Source organism: Paraburkholderia sp. 22098 (assembly GCF_052045935.1).
GTDB classification, from domain to species: Bacteria; Pseudomonadota; Gammaproteobacteria; order Burkholderiales; family Burkholderiaceae; genus Paraburkholderia; species Paraburkholderia caledonica.
The window spans coordinates 505,708-520,961 of the sequence record NZ_JBQEPV010000003.1 but is presented as its reverse complement, the minus strand read 5'-3'; the positions used below and the strand labels follow the sequence as shown (position 1 = coordinate 520,961).

Genomic DNA, 15,254 nt, shown 5'->3' with positions numbered 1-15,254 from the left:
CATGGATGCTGCGAGGTTGATATGGCAATTGTGGCGGTGCGCGGTGCGACACCCTTGGTAGACGAGATTGAGCTTCAGGCGCATCTAGCATCGCTTTTGCGGCTGGAAAACGTAGGCGTCCTTTTGGGTGCTGGTGCGTCCGTGCCCGTGGGCGGCAAGACCATGTGGGGCCTGTGGAGCGAGTTCGTAGAGCAGGCTCCCGCGGCTGCCAACTGGCTATTGACGGAACGATTTATCGATGCGGTTGCGCTCGCGGAAGGAAACAACTGTGTCCCGCCCAATGTGGAAGAGCTTATCGATACGCTCGAAATCGCATTGGCTGAATGGAGACGGTTTGGCCGCGATGAGGTCGACGGCCTACTGACCGCGCGCGCCGCCATCTTCCGTGCGGTCGTTCGCGCCGCGTTGCTTCAGCGGGACTGGTGGGCGTCACCTATCGGAGCCGAGGCCGACGAGGACCATCTGCAGCATCATAGAGCCATCCTGCAGAAATTGGTCGCCGCACGGCAACCCGGCCAGGCGTCCCCGTGGGTGTTCACCACCAACTACGACCTGGCGATTGAGTGGGCAGCAGAGTCGATGGACCTGCAGGTTGTTAACGGGTTCCTTGGCACTCACAGCCGTCGGTTTTCACCCCAGAGCTTCGACCTGGGCTTCCGGAACATCCAGGCCCGTGGTGAGGCGCGCTTTGGTGTCTACAACATCTATCTTGCAAAGCTGCATGGGTCCCTCAGCTGGCGAGAAGAGTCGGGGCAAGTTTTTGAAGTGCCGGCGTCGTTTGCATGGAAACAAATCAGCCATTTCCTTGACGACGACACCGAGACCGAATTGGGCTTGATGGTTCTGCCGCGTGCCGCGAAGTACATGCAGACAGTCGGCTTTGTACTCGGCGAACTTTTCCGCCGGTTCTCGGAATTCTTGTCCAGGCCTCAGACTTGCCTGCTCATATCCGGCTACGGGTTCGGAGACGAACATATAAACCGTCTTCTTCGGTCCGCGCTGCTCAACCCGACGCTTCAACTCGTCATCTACTTCCCGGGATTTACCGGCGATGTAGCCGCTGCGGTACTGCCCGCGGCCCTTCGCAAGCTGCTCTCACTCAGGAATCCCCGCGTGACCGTTGTGGGCGGTGGCGCGGGCGCTCATCTCGACAAGCTGTCGGCGCATCTTCCTGACCCGCTGCTCTACGACGAAGAGATGCGACGCCTCGAGAAGGCGCTTCGAAACGAGAGCGATGATGACGACGCAGAATTAGCCGATGTAAGGGACTTGCTATGAGAAGCCGTCTGCCGGTCGGTTATGTCGTTCAAATCGATGGCCCGGACGTCACGCTGAACCTGCTCGACATGCACCGTGGGCAGCTCGCGTCCCACGCCCAGGGCGTCTCGCTCGTCACGGAGGTGGGCAGTCTGCTGGCGTTAGATGCCGGCAGTCGTGTGCTTGTAATGAAGGTGCTGTCGCTAAGTTTCGCCGAACCCAAAGAGGCACACCGGTTGGGCGTTGGCTCCAGCACCCATCAAAGCGAGCCGCTAAGAAACGTTTCGGGCATTGTCGTTGGACGACTCGCAATGAGTGATGGCAGCGTCAAATTCGTCAGCGATTCGCTGGCCACACCACCGCTCGGTGCTGAAGCGTTTCCACTTACGGTGACAGAGTTGAGCGCCGTTCTCGGCAGCAGCGCGCCTGAGGGTGTCCCTATCAATCTTGGTGACGACCTTCGCGGCGGTGGACGACTCCACGTGGGACTCGAGGACCTGGTTTCCAGGCACGTCGCAGTTCTTGGCAGCTCGGGGCAAGGCAAGAGTTGTTTTACGGCGGCGGTGCTCCAGCAGATTGTCCGCTTGCCCCGAGCGCGAATCGTCATCTTCGACATCAATGGCGAGTATGAAGACGCCTTTCGGCTTGATGACTTGCCGGCCGGGACCGTTCAGGTCACCACCATCGGCGGTGCAGGAGAGGGGCACTTCAAGATACCGTACTACGCGCTCGGTCGATTTGGGTTACACCGCCTGCTGATACCTAGCGAAAAGACGCAGCGGCCGGCGTTATCCTTTGCGCTCGAACACCTGAATCGGGTCCAGTGGTTTCCGCAGCAAAAGGGCGCCGGACTGGCAGCAGACAACCAGGCTTTCCTCTTCGACGATTGCCGCCAGGCGGGCGCCCAACAGGCGGAGCAACGTATCCAGATGCTTCGCGGTGGTCAGGCGCAAGCGGTCAACGCGTGGCCCGCGATGGCGGCTCTAGCGGCGCTGGTAGCCGAGAGCCATAGCCTACAGCCATTTGTGCGCGGCGGGCAGCAAGGTGTTGAGCGCAGCCCGTTCAACTACTCGAACGTATCGCCTCTCGTCACGCGCATTCATCGGTTCGCCGAGGACCCGATGTTTCGAGATGTTGTGAACGTTCATGGCGGACTTGGGGCCCGGGCACCACTGAGCTGGATGGCGGAATCGACGCATCTCGTTGAGCAAATCTTTGGCGGCGCAGAGGTACCGTGGCGGGTTCACATCATCAATCTGCGCCGCGTGTCTCATGACCTGACGCCATTCGTACTTGGTTCACTACTGGAGCTGTACGCCTACGAGCTGTTCCGGCGGGGGCAGCAACACAAGATTCCGACTTTGCTTGTGCTCGAGGAGGCCCATCACTACCTGAGGCCCATCGGCTCGGGAGAAGAGGCCAATGAGAATTCGCTGGCATACGAACGACTTGCCAAAGAGGGACGCAAGTTCGGACTTGCGCTGTGGCTGAGCACTCAGAGGCCTTCGGAAATTTCTCCGACGGTCTTGTCGCAGTGCAATAACTGGGTCTCGTTTCGGCTGACGTCCGAGCGGGACCTAGGCGCAATCCAGGCGGCGAGCGAATGGGCGGACAGGCGTGAGGTTCGGCGAATTGCCGGCTTGCCCCGACAAACGGCTATCATTTTCGGCGGCAGTGTTGCCATGCCCACGATGGTGCGGGCGCCCAACGCGTCGCCGAAACCCAGCTCGGACGACGCAGCGTTTGGCGCGTGGGCGGTTCCACCGAACGGCGCCGAAGCGTTATAAGCGTATCTCGGCGCAGTTTTGCGCACACGTAAAATCGCGTACCAAGGTAACGGGCGACTTGAGCACAACAACCTGCAAAGGCTTCCGGGCGACGAGTCCCGTATGCCGCTCGACGATGTCTTGACCACAATGCGTTTCGACACCTCGCTACTGGACGATTCCATCGGACGCTGGCTCCCCCAGTCCACGCTCGGTCCGTGCTACAACGCGAACGGACTTTATAACCCGCTGAGCTTCACGGTCCGACTGTCGCCGCAGGTGCATCGGCTTCTCGACCGGTTGCCGCCGGGAACCACGGTGGCTGCAAATGAGTATGACTGGGAGGTGATTCAGGCGAACTCGACGTATATTCATGAAACGATACACTGGTGGCAGCACATAGGTTCGACGGTCGGTCTGTTGCTAAGCCTTGGATTCCCGGCGCAGGAGCATATCAACATTGAACGTCTCCAGCGGCTCGTGGATGCCATCGGACCCATCAAGTCCATCCGGAAATTCGACCTGCTGCATGCGACCTCGAACCATATCGACCGCGCCGTCCGGCAGGACATCAATGTGGTGCTGAACAACTGGCACGACATCGAGTTCGCAAAGCTATTGATGATTTCTCCCCGGCATGCCGAGCGCTTCGTTGCCGACCCTTACTTTGAATGCGTGGGCCATGCCTACCATATTGCGTGGTCGTCAGTCATCGGACTGTTGGCAGCCTCGGAGGACCCTACGTTCGATTTCCTACCGGATTTCCGCAACTGGGGCCATGAGTTCGAGCGCTTGAAAAGAGAGCAGGTGGAGGGCTTCTATTTCGGCTCGACGATTCGCGTTGCAGAAATTGGGCTGCGCGAAATATTTGAAGGTCAGGCGCGCTTCTGTCAGCTTCAGTATCTTTGCGCGGTTTCCGGCGGAAGGTTCGACCTAAACGTAAGCAGGGATGCCGGACTGTTTGGCAAGGTGTATGTGGACGCCTTCCAGTCTTTTCTGTCGGCACTCGGTGAGCCGTGGCCCGTGTCTCCATACGACCCGCTAGTCAATCTTTTTCTGCTCGTTTGCGACCTCGCAATCAATCCGGGCGACGGATTCCCCTTCGACTTATGGCACTTCGAATCTTTCATATTGTCGGTAGACCCCGGCCTCCGCTTTACGGCCCTGTGTTGGACAATTCGCGACAGGTACCCGGAACTGAAAGGGGCGGTCGTTTCATGCTCGCGTGAAGAGTACGAAATGGCGAGCGAATTGCTATCGCGCGCCATCGGCTCGCCGACACCGATGGAAATTGCGTCAAGAGTGGCGAAATGGTCCAGCGAGCAGGCCAGCTGCCGCGCGCTACTGCAGGAGGCGAGTGAAATGAAGTTCGCTCGCCACAATGTTCCCGTCCGTTTGTTCTTCTCCGAATTCTTACGGTTCCAGCAAAACAAGTCACTGCGCCCGGAGTTTTTCTGCTGGCCTGGCTACTGGTCGGTTAGTGTTAAGGGTGACGCCGATATCGAATCTGCAAGGCAGCTGTTTTCGGCGCATGAGGCGCTGTTTCTGGACACTGTCGACGGCGAAGTTCAGCCGCGCGTTCATCATGACAAGCTAGGGGAGAACGTCCAGGGGATGTTCGACGATTTCTTTTCATGGAATGCGGCTTATCTTCTGAGCCGTCAGTGGATGGTGGAGGAAGGGCCATTTGACCTCGATTTCGACTGGCTGACGACAAAGTGGTCGCGTGATGAAATGGAGCAATGGTGCAGCCAGATATTCAAGGGTTCATTCGGCGTGGCGCCGGGCGAATTCCAGGTCCTGTGACTGGCATCCTTAAACGGGCCCAAGGCACGAACCCAATCGCGAAAGGGTGGAAAATGACAAGCGGTTACATGCTGGATACGAACGTCTTTAACGATGTTCTTGACGGACGTGTCGAAATCGAAAGACTGCGACCACACAGGCTGTACGCAACCCACATCCAGCGCGATGAAATCGGCAAGACACGCGACGAAGCGCGACGCGAGGCGCTGCTGGCAGTCTTCAACGAATTGATGACCGATATGACACCGACGTCGAGCGCGGTCGCCGGCGTCTCGGTAGCCGGTGCGGCATGCGCGGGGGAGAGCGTCGTGCCCACCGAGGGCGCCGTGTGGGACGTCTCAAAATGGGGATATGCGAAATGGGGCGAAGGCGGCTCGGAGCTTGACAGGCTTCGGCGTGCGCTCGATGAAAGAAATAAAGGCAAGCGAAACAACGTTCAGGATGTACTGATTGCGCAAACAGCATTGCGAAACGGAATGACGCTGCTCACAAGAGACGCTGACCTGATGTCGGTGGCGAAAGCGTTCGGCGTGCCTTGCGACAACGCTACGGTGGTTTTCGGCGTGACCGATGGGAACTGATGTCGCGGCGTGGCATGGTCTGGCCGTGGCATGAGAGTCCGATGGTGGCTTGCAGGACCCAAATCCGTGCTGGTGCGTCAAGCCGCTGTGGCATCACTGGGCGCTGCTGTATGCTGCTGTTTCCCCCTTTCAACATATCATGAACATGAATCAGGCCGACACCTACGCGGCGCTCCACGATTATCTCGCTAGAAGTGACCGCTATCGCGTCATCGCGCTTAAGGGTGCGTGGGGTACCGGCAAGACGCATCTCTGGTGGCGAATTGCCGAAGCAATGTCCTGCGCCGACGCGGCGCCCATCTATTGCTCGTTGTTTGGCAAAAATTCGATGGACGAGGTCAAGAAGGCCTTGCTGAACGAAACGCTGGCGACGATTTCGGACGGTGCGGCCACCGCGCAAAACGTGCTCGGTGGCGTGTTCGATAAGGTGACGAAGGTTGCCGGTACCTTTATCAAAGGGGCGGAGGCGGTCGGGCAGTTGACTGCCGGGGTCGTCGGACAGATTAGTGGCGCAATCCTGGAGAGAGCGATTGAAAGTCGACTCGTCGTCCTCGACGACTTCGAACGGCGAGGGCGCGACCTGGACGTTGTCGCGACACTTGGGCTGGTCGACTACCTGAAGAACCGGAACTGTCGAGTTCTTTTTATCTTCAACGAACAGCGCATCGGTGAGGAGAAGGACGTGGAGGCGTTCGAACAGTTCCGCGAAAAGCTCATCGATGTTGAACTTCAACTCGAAATTTCGGCCGAGGAGGCTTACGACATTGCGGCGGAGCAACGTGACGTCCCGTGCGGCGAGCAGACGCGAAGTTTCTTCGTTGCGCTCGGTGTGAACAACATCCGGGTCGCCTCCCGTGTACTCAATGTAGTCGAGAACGTTTTTCTCAATAATCGCCAACTCGACGAAGTCTTGCTGAAGGGCACGCTACGCGCGGCCGTGACCCTGACAGCCGTGTATTTTCAGGGCATTCCCGGTGCTCCCCCGTTCGAAGCGCTTGTCCAAGGCACGCGTGGCTTCGGCTTCCTTTTTGCGGAATCCATGTCCGAGGACCAACGTCGGGTCCGAGAGTTCGGCTCGCAGTTCCTCGGCGACGCTGACGACGAGTTCGTTGGCCTCCTTAAGAGGCATATGACGACCGGGGCGCCGCTGCACGGTGAGTTCGCGGCCTACTGGCAGCAGCGCGCAGAGAACCTGCAAAGCGTGGCCGAGCGGGAGCAGCTGACCACGTGGCTGCGTGACGTCTGGTGGAATCCGCGAGTCGCAGCGTCGGACCTTGTGCAGACGATATCGGGCGTCTTACCGAAAATAGCTGCGCGTTTGACTATCGACGAATGTCAAGGGGTGTACGACGCCTTGGTGGAAATCGATGCGCCCGAGGCGGAGGCGTTCCTCGCTGAAGCGAGTGCGCGCATCCGGGAGCAGGGAACCGCGGAAGATATTGAGCGCGCCGGCCTCACGCTGAGTCGAGGCACGCAACTATCGCCACATCTTCTCGCCGCAGTTAGAGACCGTGAGGCGCAACTGAACCCCCGCCCTTCGCTCGCAGCAGCTGTCGAGAAGGTCGGCGCTGGCAATGGGTACAGCTCGACAGAGGCGGCCGTCATCACGGAGGCCACAACGCCGGAGTTTGTCGAGGTGTTTCGTGCCGCGACTGTGAACAATCTTCACGTGATTCTGCGGTTTTGGGAGCAACTCAGTGAGGGAAATTTGGCGTCAGCGTTGCCGCATGTCAGCTCCGCTGCCCGCGAACTTCTTGCTGCAGAGCCGGAGTCCCGACTTGCGAGGATTCTTGCCCGCGTTACGCACAACAACTCCAACCTGTTACACACCGTAGGCATCCCTGCTTCCGCTTGACGTGGCACAACGGCGGGAGCTTGACGAGGGCGATGCAAATAGCTCGATAGATATTGCAGGCGGGCACTGCGTGGCATCAATGCGCGAATCCGCAGGTAACGAGACAACGGCGCCGACGCGCCAAGCGCTTCCGTAATGACGGGCGACTGTCGCATTGGTGCCGCGCATAGCGGCAAAGATACAGTTGCGGAGCTGGTCGTTGGGCGAGTTTCCGCGAAACTATCGTAAGGCGAGAGAATGAGCCAGTTGACAGGCCTGTTTTTGGGTGCCGGCGCCTCATATGAGGCCGGGATGCCACTCGTGTGGGAGTTGACGCGAGAGCTGAAGGCCTGGCTCACTCCAGAGAAATTGCGACAGTTTAACCATGGCTGGCGTCAACAAGGTGGCGGACATCCCGACAGTGTCATCGAAGACTTTGTGTCGGTGCTGCAGCGAGCCGACTTGCATTATGAAAGTCTCTTGGGTTTCCTCGAGACGCAGTTCCGACGTCATCAGCAGAACCAGCAGGACTACCACGGCCTGTATTCGTGGCTTGTTCAAATGGTCTATGCGATTTTGTACGCCCGCCACGTCAGAAACTCTGCGTTTCTTGCCCGACATCTGCGGTTGTACGAGGGTATCAAGGCGCTTGCCAAGCAGAGCGAACCGCTATGGGTATTTTCGCTAAACCACGACTTGATTGTTGAGATGCTGGCAGCAACATTCGACATACCCCTTCACTCAGGTTTCAGTCAACGTACGGTCTCATTGCCACGCCGGGACAAGTCAGGAACTTTAATCGGCGAATTGCGAGCAAATATGCTGAGCGAAGAGGAATTGACGAGAGGCTCGTTTTTCTATCCGAACCCGCCCGAATCGGGAATCTATCTGCTGAAAATCCATGGTGCATTAGACGTGTTCACTTTTAACGAGGGCAAAGATGTATTAAAACTTGTTCCGGAGGAAAGAAGTCTCGCATCAATTCTTGATATGCTTCGCGGGGCAAACGAAGAGCTCTTCTATCCGCTTTCGGCTTCTCCGAACGGTCGAGCGAATGCGACCAATGAAATTGCATATGCAGACGAGTCTGGTGTGATGCAGTTTCTCCGGCGTAGCCTTCTCGCCGGCGCATATAAGTTCGACACGCGGCACTCACAGGTTCTTCCGCACGCGATACTGAGGCAGTTTGTCGATAACATCAATTTTGTCTCCCGGCTTGTTTGCGTCGGATATGGTTTGGGTGATTTGCATATCAATTCCGTTATCCGTCATTGGCTGGAATTCACGTCGGTGCGTCACCTTGAAATCGTCAACCCTGGCGTCACGGAGATACCCGCCTTTCTGTTGCACCTTGCCCCGCAAATCACATTAGTCGGCAGCGGCGCGGCTGATTACTTCGATTCGGTTGCCGGAATCACTCGCACCCGTCGGGAGAAACTTGAAAAGCGATTGGCGGCCTATGCGCGAAAGCACGGAGCTGAACAGACGTCGCAGGAAATGAAAGTCTTCCAGAAAGCGGACCTGTCCGAAAGTGTCGGCGCGCTATACGAGAGAATGAAGGCAGCCTTTGCGCGCGGACCCAAAGCAGGGCAGGCGACGGCAGAAGAAATGTTGGCAGCGGAGTTGGAGAAACAAACTGACGACATGCTTGAGCGGACGGTTGAGTATCTGGAGAAGCCGAAGGACCAGTGAAATCAACCTTGGGAGCGAAATTACCTCCGCGAGCGGCGCATGCGAATGCAATGGCGCGGCTGTGAGCGTTGCTACGCCGACGGCGCTCGCACGGTACCTGTGGCGCAGCGGTTCCGACTGCGCCGCGTCACCACCCATATGTCGCGGGCAGGGAGCAAGAACTTCTGACCCATCCTCGGCCAATGTTTCCATGGTGGCGCTGCGGTCAGCAAGTCCTTCGGACGACAGCGTTGCACTTGGGGGCGGGACGCGAAGCGAGAAGTGGTGCATACTATGTCGCAGGCGTCCGCCCGAGCTCCGAGCGACTCAAAACCGACATCTTTCTTCCTGATTGCATCCGTCACCTCATGCGCTTCTCGCATGGCACGGGGCAGTAATCGCTCGCGTGTCCCGCTGCTTCGCTGGAGAATCGCATGTCTGTGGACATCTCTGCGCTTGCCTACACGGTTCGCGCTCTCAGTATTGACCTTCCTGTGCACCTCAAGCTGGGGCACGCCCAGCAGCTGGTCGCCGCAGCCCTCGGATACAGGAGCCTCGCCGCCTATCAGGCATCAACGGAAGAATCTGAAAACCTTGATGACGCCGCGCACGCGGTCCTCGACGAAGAGCTGCTGCTCGAACGCACGGTACAGTTGGGGCTGGTCCCCTTGCAGCCTTATCTGTCGCATCTAGTGAAATCGGCCTTCAAAGTACATCTGCCCGACCTGTCTTTGCATCACTCGCACGATGCACTGGAAGACGCGGTGCGCGACCTCGTTGACCATGCCGTCCTGAACCACGACAAGACAGCCGGCGAAATGGGCATGACCAATAGTGACGGCATTCGTGAAGTCTATCTACCTGTCGAATTCGAGATGGATGAGCTACCGTTACCTGGCGATTTTCTGGAGATACCCATCGACGGTAACGTGACGATGAATCCCGATGTCGAGCGGCCATATTCTGGGCATCGCATAGACGTAAAGGCGACGCTCTTTCTCGCACGAGTGGGGAGGGTCTGCATCGCCGCCCCGGAGGTGGCCGTAGAAAGCGCGAAGCTTGATTACAACTGGTAGCGGTACGGCTCTGTGGAGAAACCCGCCACGGTTGTGGCGGGCTCGTCTTCCTGCCTGGCCCTGCATCTCGCTGCACGAATTCAATGCCGATGCGGGTTGGCATAGTGGTGGAGGGCCACGTGTCCTTGTGCGGCCAAAAGGTAACGGAGGTGATAAAACGCCTGTCTAAGTCGGTGCGAGCCGCTAAAGCGAGGCCGCATCATGCCTGCGCGCGCCGGAACGGAATGACATTCGCCTGTTTCGGCACTTCCGTATTTTCATCGCCATCCACCAGTACCGATGCGGACTGCTGGTCAAAGTCCGCGGCAATCGCCGCGAGCGTAAGGCCGTTGCCCGCGCGCAGGCGCCGGCGGCCGCGGTGTAGGACGTTCAGCTTCGCGTGAGGCGCCGCGCTACCGAACGCCGCGTCGAGCCGGTCGGCCAACTGCTTTGTGCACAGGTGCGCATAGCGCAGCAGCATGCGGGTATCGCGGTGCCCCGAAAACGCCTGCAAATCCACCAGCGAAAACTGTCCCGTCTCGGCGACGCGGCTGATGCCTTCGTGGCGAAGGTCGTGAATGTGCAGGTTCGTGAGGCCCGCGCGTTCCGTCATCCGTCCCCACGCGTGCTTGAGCGCATCCTCGCCGAGCGGGAACACCCGGGCGTCGTCGCGCGGCAGCGTCTCGAGGAGGTCAATGAGGTCGGCGCGCAGCGGCAGCTTGCGCGGCTTGCCATTCTTGGTCTCCGGCAGATAGGCCGTGCGTTCGTCAAAATCGACGTTGTCCCAGGTCAGGTTCAGCGCCTCACCGCGCCGCGCGGCCGTCATCAGTTGGAACGTGACGAAGGCTTCGAAGAGCGGAATGTGGACATGGTCGCGCTCGGCCTCGGTCTGGCAGGCGGCAAGCGCCGCCTGGATGTGGGCTTTCTTCCGGTAGACCGTCGGGTGGGCCGCAGCTTCGTCGCGGGCTGTTACCATCAGTGCCTCGACCCGCAGGTCGATGGAACGCAGCCGGTCTTCCTCGCGCGTGGCGGCGAGCAGCCGCGCTTCCTCGCCGGCCTTCAGGCGCCGGTCGCGCTCGTTGAAATAGCGCGGGCGGCGCACGCCCGTCATCGGATTTTCGTCGACCCGGTACTTCCATACTTTCGTCGCCACACTGCAGATGGCCGACAGCACGTCGATTTCGCGGTCAACGGTGGCTGGCGCGACCACATCGAGGCGGTCGCGGATGTAGGCTTCGATGTCGGTCGTCTCGACCTGCGCGAACGGTTTCTGCATCCATTGAAGGCCGGTGGCCGGCTGGCGCATCGCGCCACGTGGCGTGGTGGCCCGTCCGGTCTGCGCAATTTCCGTGTCGCGCTGCGCGAGCCGCGCCGCGAGGCCGCCCTTCAGGTCCTCGAGCCAGCCGCGGCACTTGTACTGCTCGACCTTTTCCCAGCCCTTGTGCTTCGGTCCTTCCTCTTTCATGTAGCGCTGGATGAGGTCGATGAAGGTGACCTGATGGGCCTTCGTGTAATCGCGGAACAGGCCCCGGCTGCGCTCTTCCTCGATTTTGTTCACGATGCCTTCGGCTTCCGCGACCGACGTCGCGGTGTAGTTCACCGTGGGCCAGCCTTTATGGCGAATGCGCACCTCGATGGTGTCCTCGAGCTGGCCGAGGACCGGCTTCAGCTTCTGCGCAACGAGGCTCGCGTGGTAGGTCTTGGCGTCGGCGAGGCGGTGAAACGGGAATTCGCGGTAGCAGTCGTGGTTGTTTTTGACTTCGACAAAGAAGCGGCTGCGGTTGGTGATGCTGGCCATCGGGCGGTCTCCGGTTGGGAAGGAAGACCGTGTTTAACCAGGAGGTTTTAGATTTCGCGGCAGCGGGCCGCAGCGTTTCCGTCGGAGGAATTTGCCGCAAGATTGCCGCAAACGGGCCGCCAAAACAAAAACCGCCCGGCGAAGCGGGCGGTTGTGCCTTGATTTGACAAGGAAAATCTGGTCGGGGTGAGAGGATTCGAACCTCCGGCCTCTACGTCCCGAACGTAGCGCTCTACCAGGCTAAGCTACACCCCGATGTGTACTGCAGACTCGATTCAGACTAAACCGGCGTTTGAGTCTTGTTTAAGACTGTCTCGCCGTCGAGTAAGAACATAATTCTAGCAGGCTTTCTTTGTAAATGGAATCAGGAAACGAACAAATCGCGGCTGCCGCGGCTTGTGCTTCCTGTTTCGCGCATTCGAGCGTGTGATCCAGCGCGCCGGAACGTGTGATCGCCTCGAAGATCGTGTCGAAACGGTCGGTGCCGCCTTGCTCGATGGCCTCGCGAGCGAGAGCCGACTGCTCGGGCGTGCCACGCTCTATCAAATAGATGAGCGGCAGCGTGGGCTTGCCCTCGCGTAGATCGTCGCCGGCATTTTTCCCCATCGACTCCGCCGTGCCCGTGTAGTCGAGCCAGTCGTCCATGATCTGGAAAGCCGTACCGATGCGCCGGCCGAATTCCGCGGCCGCTGCTTCGGTTCTGGCATCTGCGCCGGCCAGCACCGCGCCGAGCTGAGCCGCGGCCTCGAAGAGCTTGGCAGTCTTGTAGCGGATCACCTGCATGTAGCGGGCTTGGTCCACGTCGGCGTCGTGCATGTTCAGCAGTTGCAGCACTTCACCTTCGGAGATGATGTTGGTGGCTTCCGACAGAATCTCCATGACGCGCATCTTGCCCACGCCCACCATCATCTGGAACGAGCGCGAATAGAGAAAGTCGCCGACCAGCACGCTCGCCGCATTACCGAACAGCGCGTTGGCGGTCTGGCGGCCGCGCCGCAGATCCGATTCGTCGACCACGTCGTCGTGCAGCAGGGTTGCCGTGTGAATGAATTCGACGACCGCCGCCAGTTCGTGCCGGTGCCCCGTGGTTTCGCCGAGCGCGCCGGCCACCAGGAGCAGCAGCGCTGGCCGCAGCCGTTTGCCGCCGGCACTGATGATGTACTCGGAAATCTGGTTGATCAGCATCACCTCGGACGCAAGACGGTGCCGGATGACGCGATTCACCTGCTGCATGTCTTCGGCGATCGGAGCGAGCAGGCTGGCGGCGTTGGAGGAGGTGGTGGCAGTCGACGACATGATGGCTGAATTGGGTAGTGCCGCGAATTATAAGGCGAATCGCGGTTGTTCCGGGTCGCGGACTGCCGCGCGGCGCGCTCGTGGACACCGCCAGGCGCTGGGCTGCGCGTCACGCGGGCGGAACGCAGGGCCGCTCTGAATGAGTTTTGACCGAGCAGCTAACTCTATGTATAATCACGGGTTTCCGCGCGCGGTGCGTGGAAAAAATGAACACAGAGTGAGGTTCTCAATGTACGCGGTCATAAAAACCGGTGGCAAGCAGTATAAAGTTGCCGTCGGCGAAAAACTTAAAGTAGAACAGATACCGGCAGACATTGACGCTGAAATCACGCTCGACCAGGTTCTCGCAGTGGGCGAAGGCGAATCGATTAAGTTCGGTGCGCCGCTGGTCAGTGGGGCTTCCGTCAAGGCTACCGTCGTGTCGCAAGGTCGTCACAAGAAAGTGACCATCTTCAAGATGCGTCGCCGGAAGCACTACCAGAAGCATGGCGGCCACCGCCAGAACTATACCGAACTGCGCATCGACGCGATCAACGCGTAAGCGCACCGGTTAAGGAGCAAATCAAATGGCACACAAAAAGGCAGGCGGATCGTCCCGGAACGGCCGCGACTCCGAGTCGAAGCGACTTGGCGTGAAAGTGTACGGCGGTCAGGCTATCAACGCTGGCGGCATCATCGTTCGTCAACGTGGCACGCGTATGCACGCTGGCGAGAACGTCGGCATCGGCAAGGATCACACCTTGTTCGCGCTGACGGACGGCCACGTTCAGTTCTCGACGAAAGGCGCCGCGAAGAAGCACATGGTCAACGTCGTCCCGGCAGCAGTCTGAGTTTACTCAGGCACGGGCTTCAGGACCGGAAAAAGGCCCCGCGAAGTTAGCGGGGCTTTTTTTATTGCGGCAAGGCACGTTGGCGCTGCAACTCCGGCGCTGCGCCTATGCCGTTCGGTCGATTGATCATCGCGCGGCGGGCGCGGCAAAATAGCAGCATCCAGTAGTATTCAGCAGCACCATCTGGCAGTACACCACGGGACGGAGTTACGCATGAAGTTCATTGACGAAGCGAGGATTGAAGTCATCGCCGGCGACGGAGGGGATGGCAGCGCGTCGATGCGCCGCGAGAAGTTCGTTCCGTTCGGCGGCCCGGATGGCGGCGACGGCGGCCGGGGCGGCAGCGTCATTGCGGTAGCAGACCGCAACATCAACACGCTGATCGACTACCGCTACGCGAAAAAACATATGGCGCGAAACGGCGAAAACGGCCGCGGCGCAGACTGCTACGGTAAGGGCGGCGACGACATCACGCTGCGCATGCCGGTCGGCACCACGATTACCGACATGGAAACCGGCGAACTGATCGCCGATCTGACCGAGCACAATCAGAGCGTGCAGATCGCGCAGGGCGGTGCGGGCGGTCTCGGCAATCTGCACTTCAAATCCAGCACCAACCGCGCTCCGCGTCAGAAAACCGACGGCAAGCCGGGCGAGCGACGCATGGTGCGCCTCGAGTTGAAGGTGCTGGCCGACGTCGGCTTGCTCGGCATGCCGAACGCAGGCAAGTCCACGTTCATCTCTTCAGTGTCGAACGCGAAGCCGAAGATCGCCGACTATCCGTTCACTACGCTTGCGCCGAATCTCGGCGTGGTTCGCGTTGGTCCGAGCCGCAGCTTTGTGATCGCCGACATTCCGGGTCTGATCGAAGGTGCCGCGGAAGGCGCGGGCCTCGGCCACCAGTTCCTGCGGCATTTGCAGCGCACGGGCTTGCTGCTGCACATCGTCGACCTGGCACCGTTCGACGAAGCGGTCGATCCAGTCGCGGAAGCCAAGGCGATCGTGAACGAACTGCGCAAGTACGACGAGCTGTTGTATCAGAAGCCGCGCTGGCTCGTGCTCAACAAGCTCGATATGGTGCCTGAAGACGAGCGTGAAGCGCGCGTTTCTGCGTTTATCGAGGGCTTCGGCTGGGACGGCCCGGTCTTCGAAATTTCGGCGCTGACCGGTCAGGGTTGCGAGAACCTCTGCTATGCGGTGTTCGACTACATCGCGGCCCATTCGGAAGCGCAGCGCGCGGCCGAAGCCGAAGACCTCGCCGCCGACGTACGCTTTCGCGAGAAGCCGGAAGCACCTGCCGCCGCTGGCGAATCCAGCGCCGACCCGCAGGGCTAAACAATTGGGGCGCCGGGCCTTTGCG

General features: G+C 59.6%; 12 protein-coding genes and 1 tRNA gene. 10 read left to right on the top strand and 3 right to left on the bottom strand.

Annotation, left to right across the window (positions count from 1 at the left end; translation table 11 throughout):
• The first annotated feature begins 21 nt into the window (after positions 1 to 21).
• The 7 genes from ACTJLB_RS09025 (at position 22) to ACTJLB_RS08995 (ending at position 9,991) form a co-directional block, all read left to right on the top strand.
• A complete protein-coding gene (locus tag ACTJLB_RS09025) occupies positions 22 to 1,278 on the top strand; it encodes an SIR2 family anti-phage-associated protein (RefSeq protein ID WP_440783056.1) in 1,257 nt (418 codons plus the stop codon).
• Entirely contained in the window at positions 1,275 to 3,044 is a 1,770-nt protein-coding gene (gene herA / locus ACTJLB_RS09020) for an anti-phage-associated helicase HerA (RefSeq protein ID WP_440783055.1), read from the top strand. The genes ACTJLB_RS09025 and herA overlap by 4 nt, the downstream gene beginning before the upstream one ends.
• 102 nt (positions 3,045 to 3,146) lie before the next feature.
• Positions 3,147 to 4,829, top strand: a complete 1,683-nt coding sequence (locus ACTJLB_RS09015; protein WP_440783054.1) for a hypothetical protein — start codon at positions 3,147 to 3,149, stop codon at positions 4,827 to 4,829.
• The gene (locus tag ACTJLB_RS09010; protein WP_440783053.1) at positions 4,766 to 5,410 is read left to right on the top strand and encodes a type II toxin-antitoxin system VapC family toxin; all 645 of its coding nucleotides are present in this window, start codon (positions 4,766 to 4,768) and stop codon (positions 5,408 to 5,410) included. The genes ACTJLB_RS09015 and ACTJLB_RS09010 overlap by 64 nt, the downstream gene beginning before the upstream one ends.
• A gap of 139 nt (positions 5,411 to 5,549) precedes the next feature.
• Positions 5,550 to 7,265, top strand: coding sequence for a P-loop NTPase fold protein (locus ACTJLB_RS09005; protein ID WP_440783052.1), 1,716 nt, complete (start codon positions 5,550 to 5,552; stop codon positions 7,263 to 7,265).
• 237 nt (positions 7,266 to 7,502) lie between these two features.
• Positions 7,503 to 8,936, top strand: coding sequence for a hypothetical protein (locus tag ACTJLB_RS09000; protein ID WP_440783051.1), 1,434 nt, complete (start codon positions 7,503 to 7,505; stop codon positions 8,934 to 8,936).
• A gap of 413 nt (positions 8,937 to 9,349) precedes the next feature.
• Positions 9,350 to 9,991, top strand: coding sequence for a hypothetical protein (locus tag ACTJLB_RS08995; RefSeq protein ID WP_440783050.1), 642 nt, complete (start codon positions 9,350 to 9,352; stop codon positions 9,989 to 9,991).
• 199 nt (positions 9,992 to 10,190) lie between these two features.
• Here the strand turns inward: ACTJLB_RS08995 and ACTJLB_RS08990 are convergent, their stop codons facing one another.
• The 3 genes from ACTJLB_RS08990 to ACTJLB_RS08980 all read right to left on the bottom strand — a co-directional run bounded on the left by ACTJLB_RS08990 (position 10,191) and on the right by ACTJLB_RS08980 (position 13,064).
• Complete coding sequence (locus ACTJLB_RS08990) at positions 10,191 to 11,768, bottom strand: site-specific integrase (RefSeq protein ID WP_440783049.1); 1,578 nt, start codon at positions 11,766 to 11,768, stop codon at positions 10,191 to 10,193.
• A gap of 178 nt (positions 11,769 to 11,946) precedes the next feature.
• A tRNA-Pro gene (locus ACTJLB_RS08985) sits at positions 11,947 to 12,023 on the bottom strand.
• A 48-nt stretch (positions 12,024 to 12,071) separates the two neighbouring features.
• Positions 12,072 to 13,064, bottom strand: coding sequence for a polyprenyl synthetase family protein (locus ACTJLB_RS08980; RefSeq protein ID WP_020071241.1), 993 nt, complete (start codon positions 13,062 to 13,064; stop codon positions 12,072 to 12,074).
• Positions 13,065 to 13,293: 229 nt separating this feature from the next.
• Here ACTJLB_RS08980 and rplU point away from each other — a divergent pair, with 229 nt between their 5' ends.
• The 3 genes from rplU to cgtA all read left to right on the top strand — a co-directional run bounded on the left by rplU (position 13,294) and on the right by cgtA (position 15,229).
• Entirely contained in the window at positions 13,294 to 13,605 is a 312-nt protein-coding gene (gene rplU, locus ACTJLB_RS08975) for a 50S ribosomal protein L21 (protein ID WP_006051835.1), read from the top strand.
• A gap of 25 nt (positions 13,606 to 13,630) precedes the next feature.
• The gene (gene rpmA, locus ACTJLB_RS08970) at positions 13,631 to 13,894 is read left to right on the top strand and encodes a 50S ribosomal protein L27 (RefSeq protein ID WP_020071242.1); all 264 of its coding nucleotides are present in this window, start codon (positions 13,631 to 13,633) and stop codon (positions 13,892 to 13,894) included.
• A gap of 213 nt (positions 13,895 to 14,107) precedes the next feature.
• Positions 14,108 to 15,229, top strand: a complete 1,122-nt coding sequence (gene cgtA / locus ACTJLB_RS08965) for an Obg family GTPase CgtA (RefSeq protein ID WP_020071243.1) — start codon at positions 14,108 to 14,110, stop codon at positions 15,227 to 15,229.
• The last annotated feature ends 25 nt before the right edge of the window (positions 15,230 to 15,254 follow it).

What these genes read in the sequence shown, in the direction of transcription:
- ACTJLB_RS09025 (WP_440783056.1), top strand. Translation starts at nt 22, where the DNA reads ATGGCAATTGTGGCGGTGCGCGGTGCGACACCCTTGGTAGACGAGATT.
- herA (WP_440783055.1), top strand. Translation starts at nt 1,275, where the DNA reads ATGAGAAGCCGTCTGCCGGTCGGTTATGTCGTTCAAATCGATGGCCCG.
- ACTJLB_RS09015 (WP_440783054.1), top strand. Translation starts at nt 3,147, where the DNA reads ATGCCGCTCGACGATGTCTTGACCACAATGCGTTTCGACACCTCGCTA.
- ACTJLB_RS09010 (WP_440783053.1), top strand. Translation starts at nt 4,766, where the DNA reads ATGGTGCAGCCAGATATTCAAGGGTTCATTCGGCGTGGCGCCGGGCGA.
- ACTJLB_RS09005 (WP_440783052.1), top strand. Translation starts at nt 5,550, where the DNA reads ATGAACATGAATCAGGCCGACACCTACGCGGCGCTCCACGATTATCTC.
- ACTJLB_RS09000 (WP_440783051.1), top strand. Translation starts at nt 7,503, where the DNA reads ATGAGCCAGTTGACAGGCCTGTTTTTGGGTGCCGGCGCCTCATATGAG.
- ACTJLB_RS08995 (WP_440783050.1), top strand. Translation starts at nt 9,350, where the DNA reads ATGTCTGTGGACATCTCTGCGCTTGCCTACACGGTTCGCGCTCTCAGT.
- ACTJLB_RS08990 (WP_440783049.1), bottom strand. Translation starts at nt 11,768, where the DNA reads ATGGCCAGCATCACCAACCGCAGCCGCTTCTTTGTCGAAGTCAAAAAC.
- ACTJLB_RS08980 (WP_020071241.1), bottom strand. Translation starts at nt 13,064, where the DNA reads ATGTCGTCGACTGCCACCACCTCCTCCAACGCCGCCAGCCTGCTCGCT.
- rplU (WP_006051835.1), top strand. Translation starts at nt 13,294, where the DNA reads ATGTACGCGGTCATAAAAACCGGTGGCAAGCAGTATAAAGTTGCCGTC.
- rpmA (WP_020071242.1), top strand. Translation starts at nt 13,631, where the DNA reads ATGGCACACAAAAAGGCAGGCGGATCGTCCCGGAACGGCCGCGACTCC.
- cgtA (WP_020071243.1), top strand. Translation starts at nt 14,108, where the DNA reads ATGAAGTTCATTGACGAAGCGAGGATTGAAGTCATCGCCGGCGACGGA.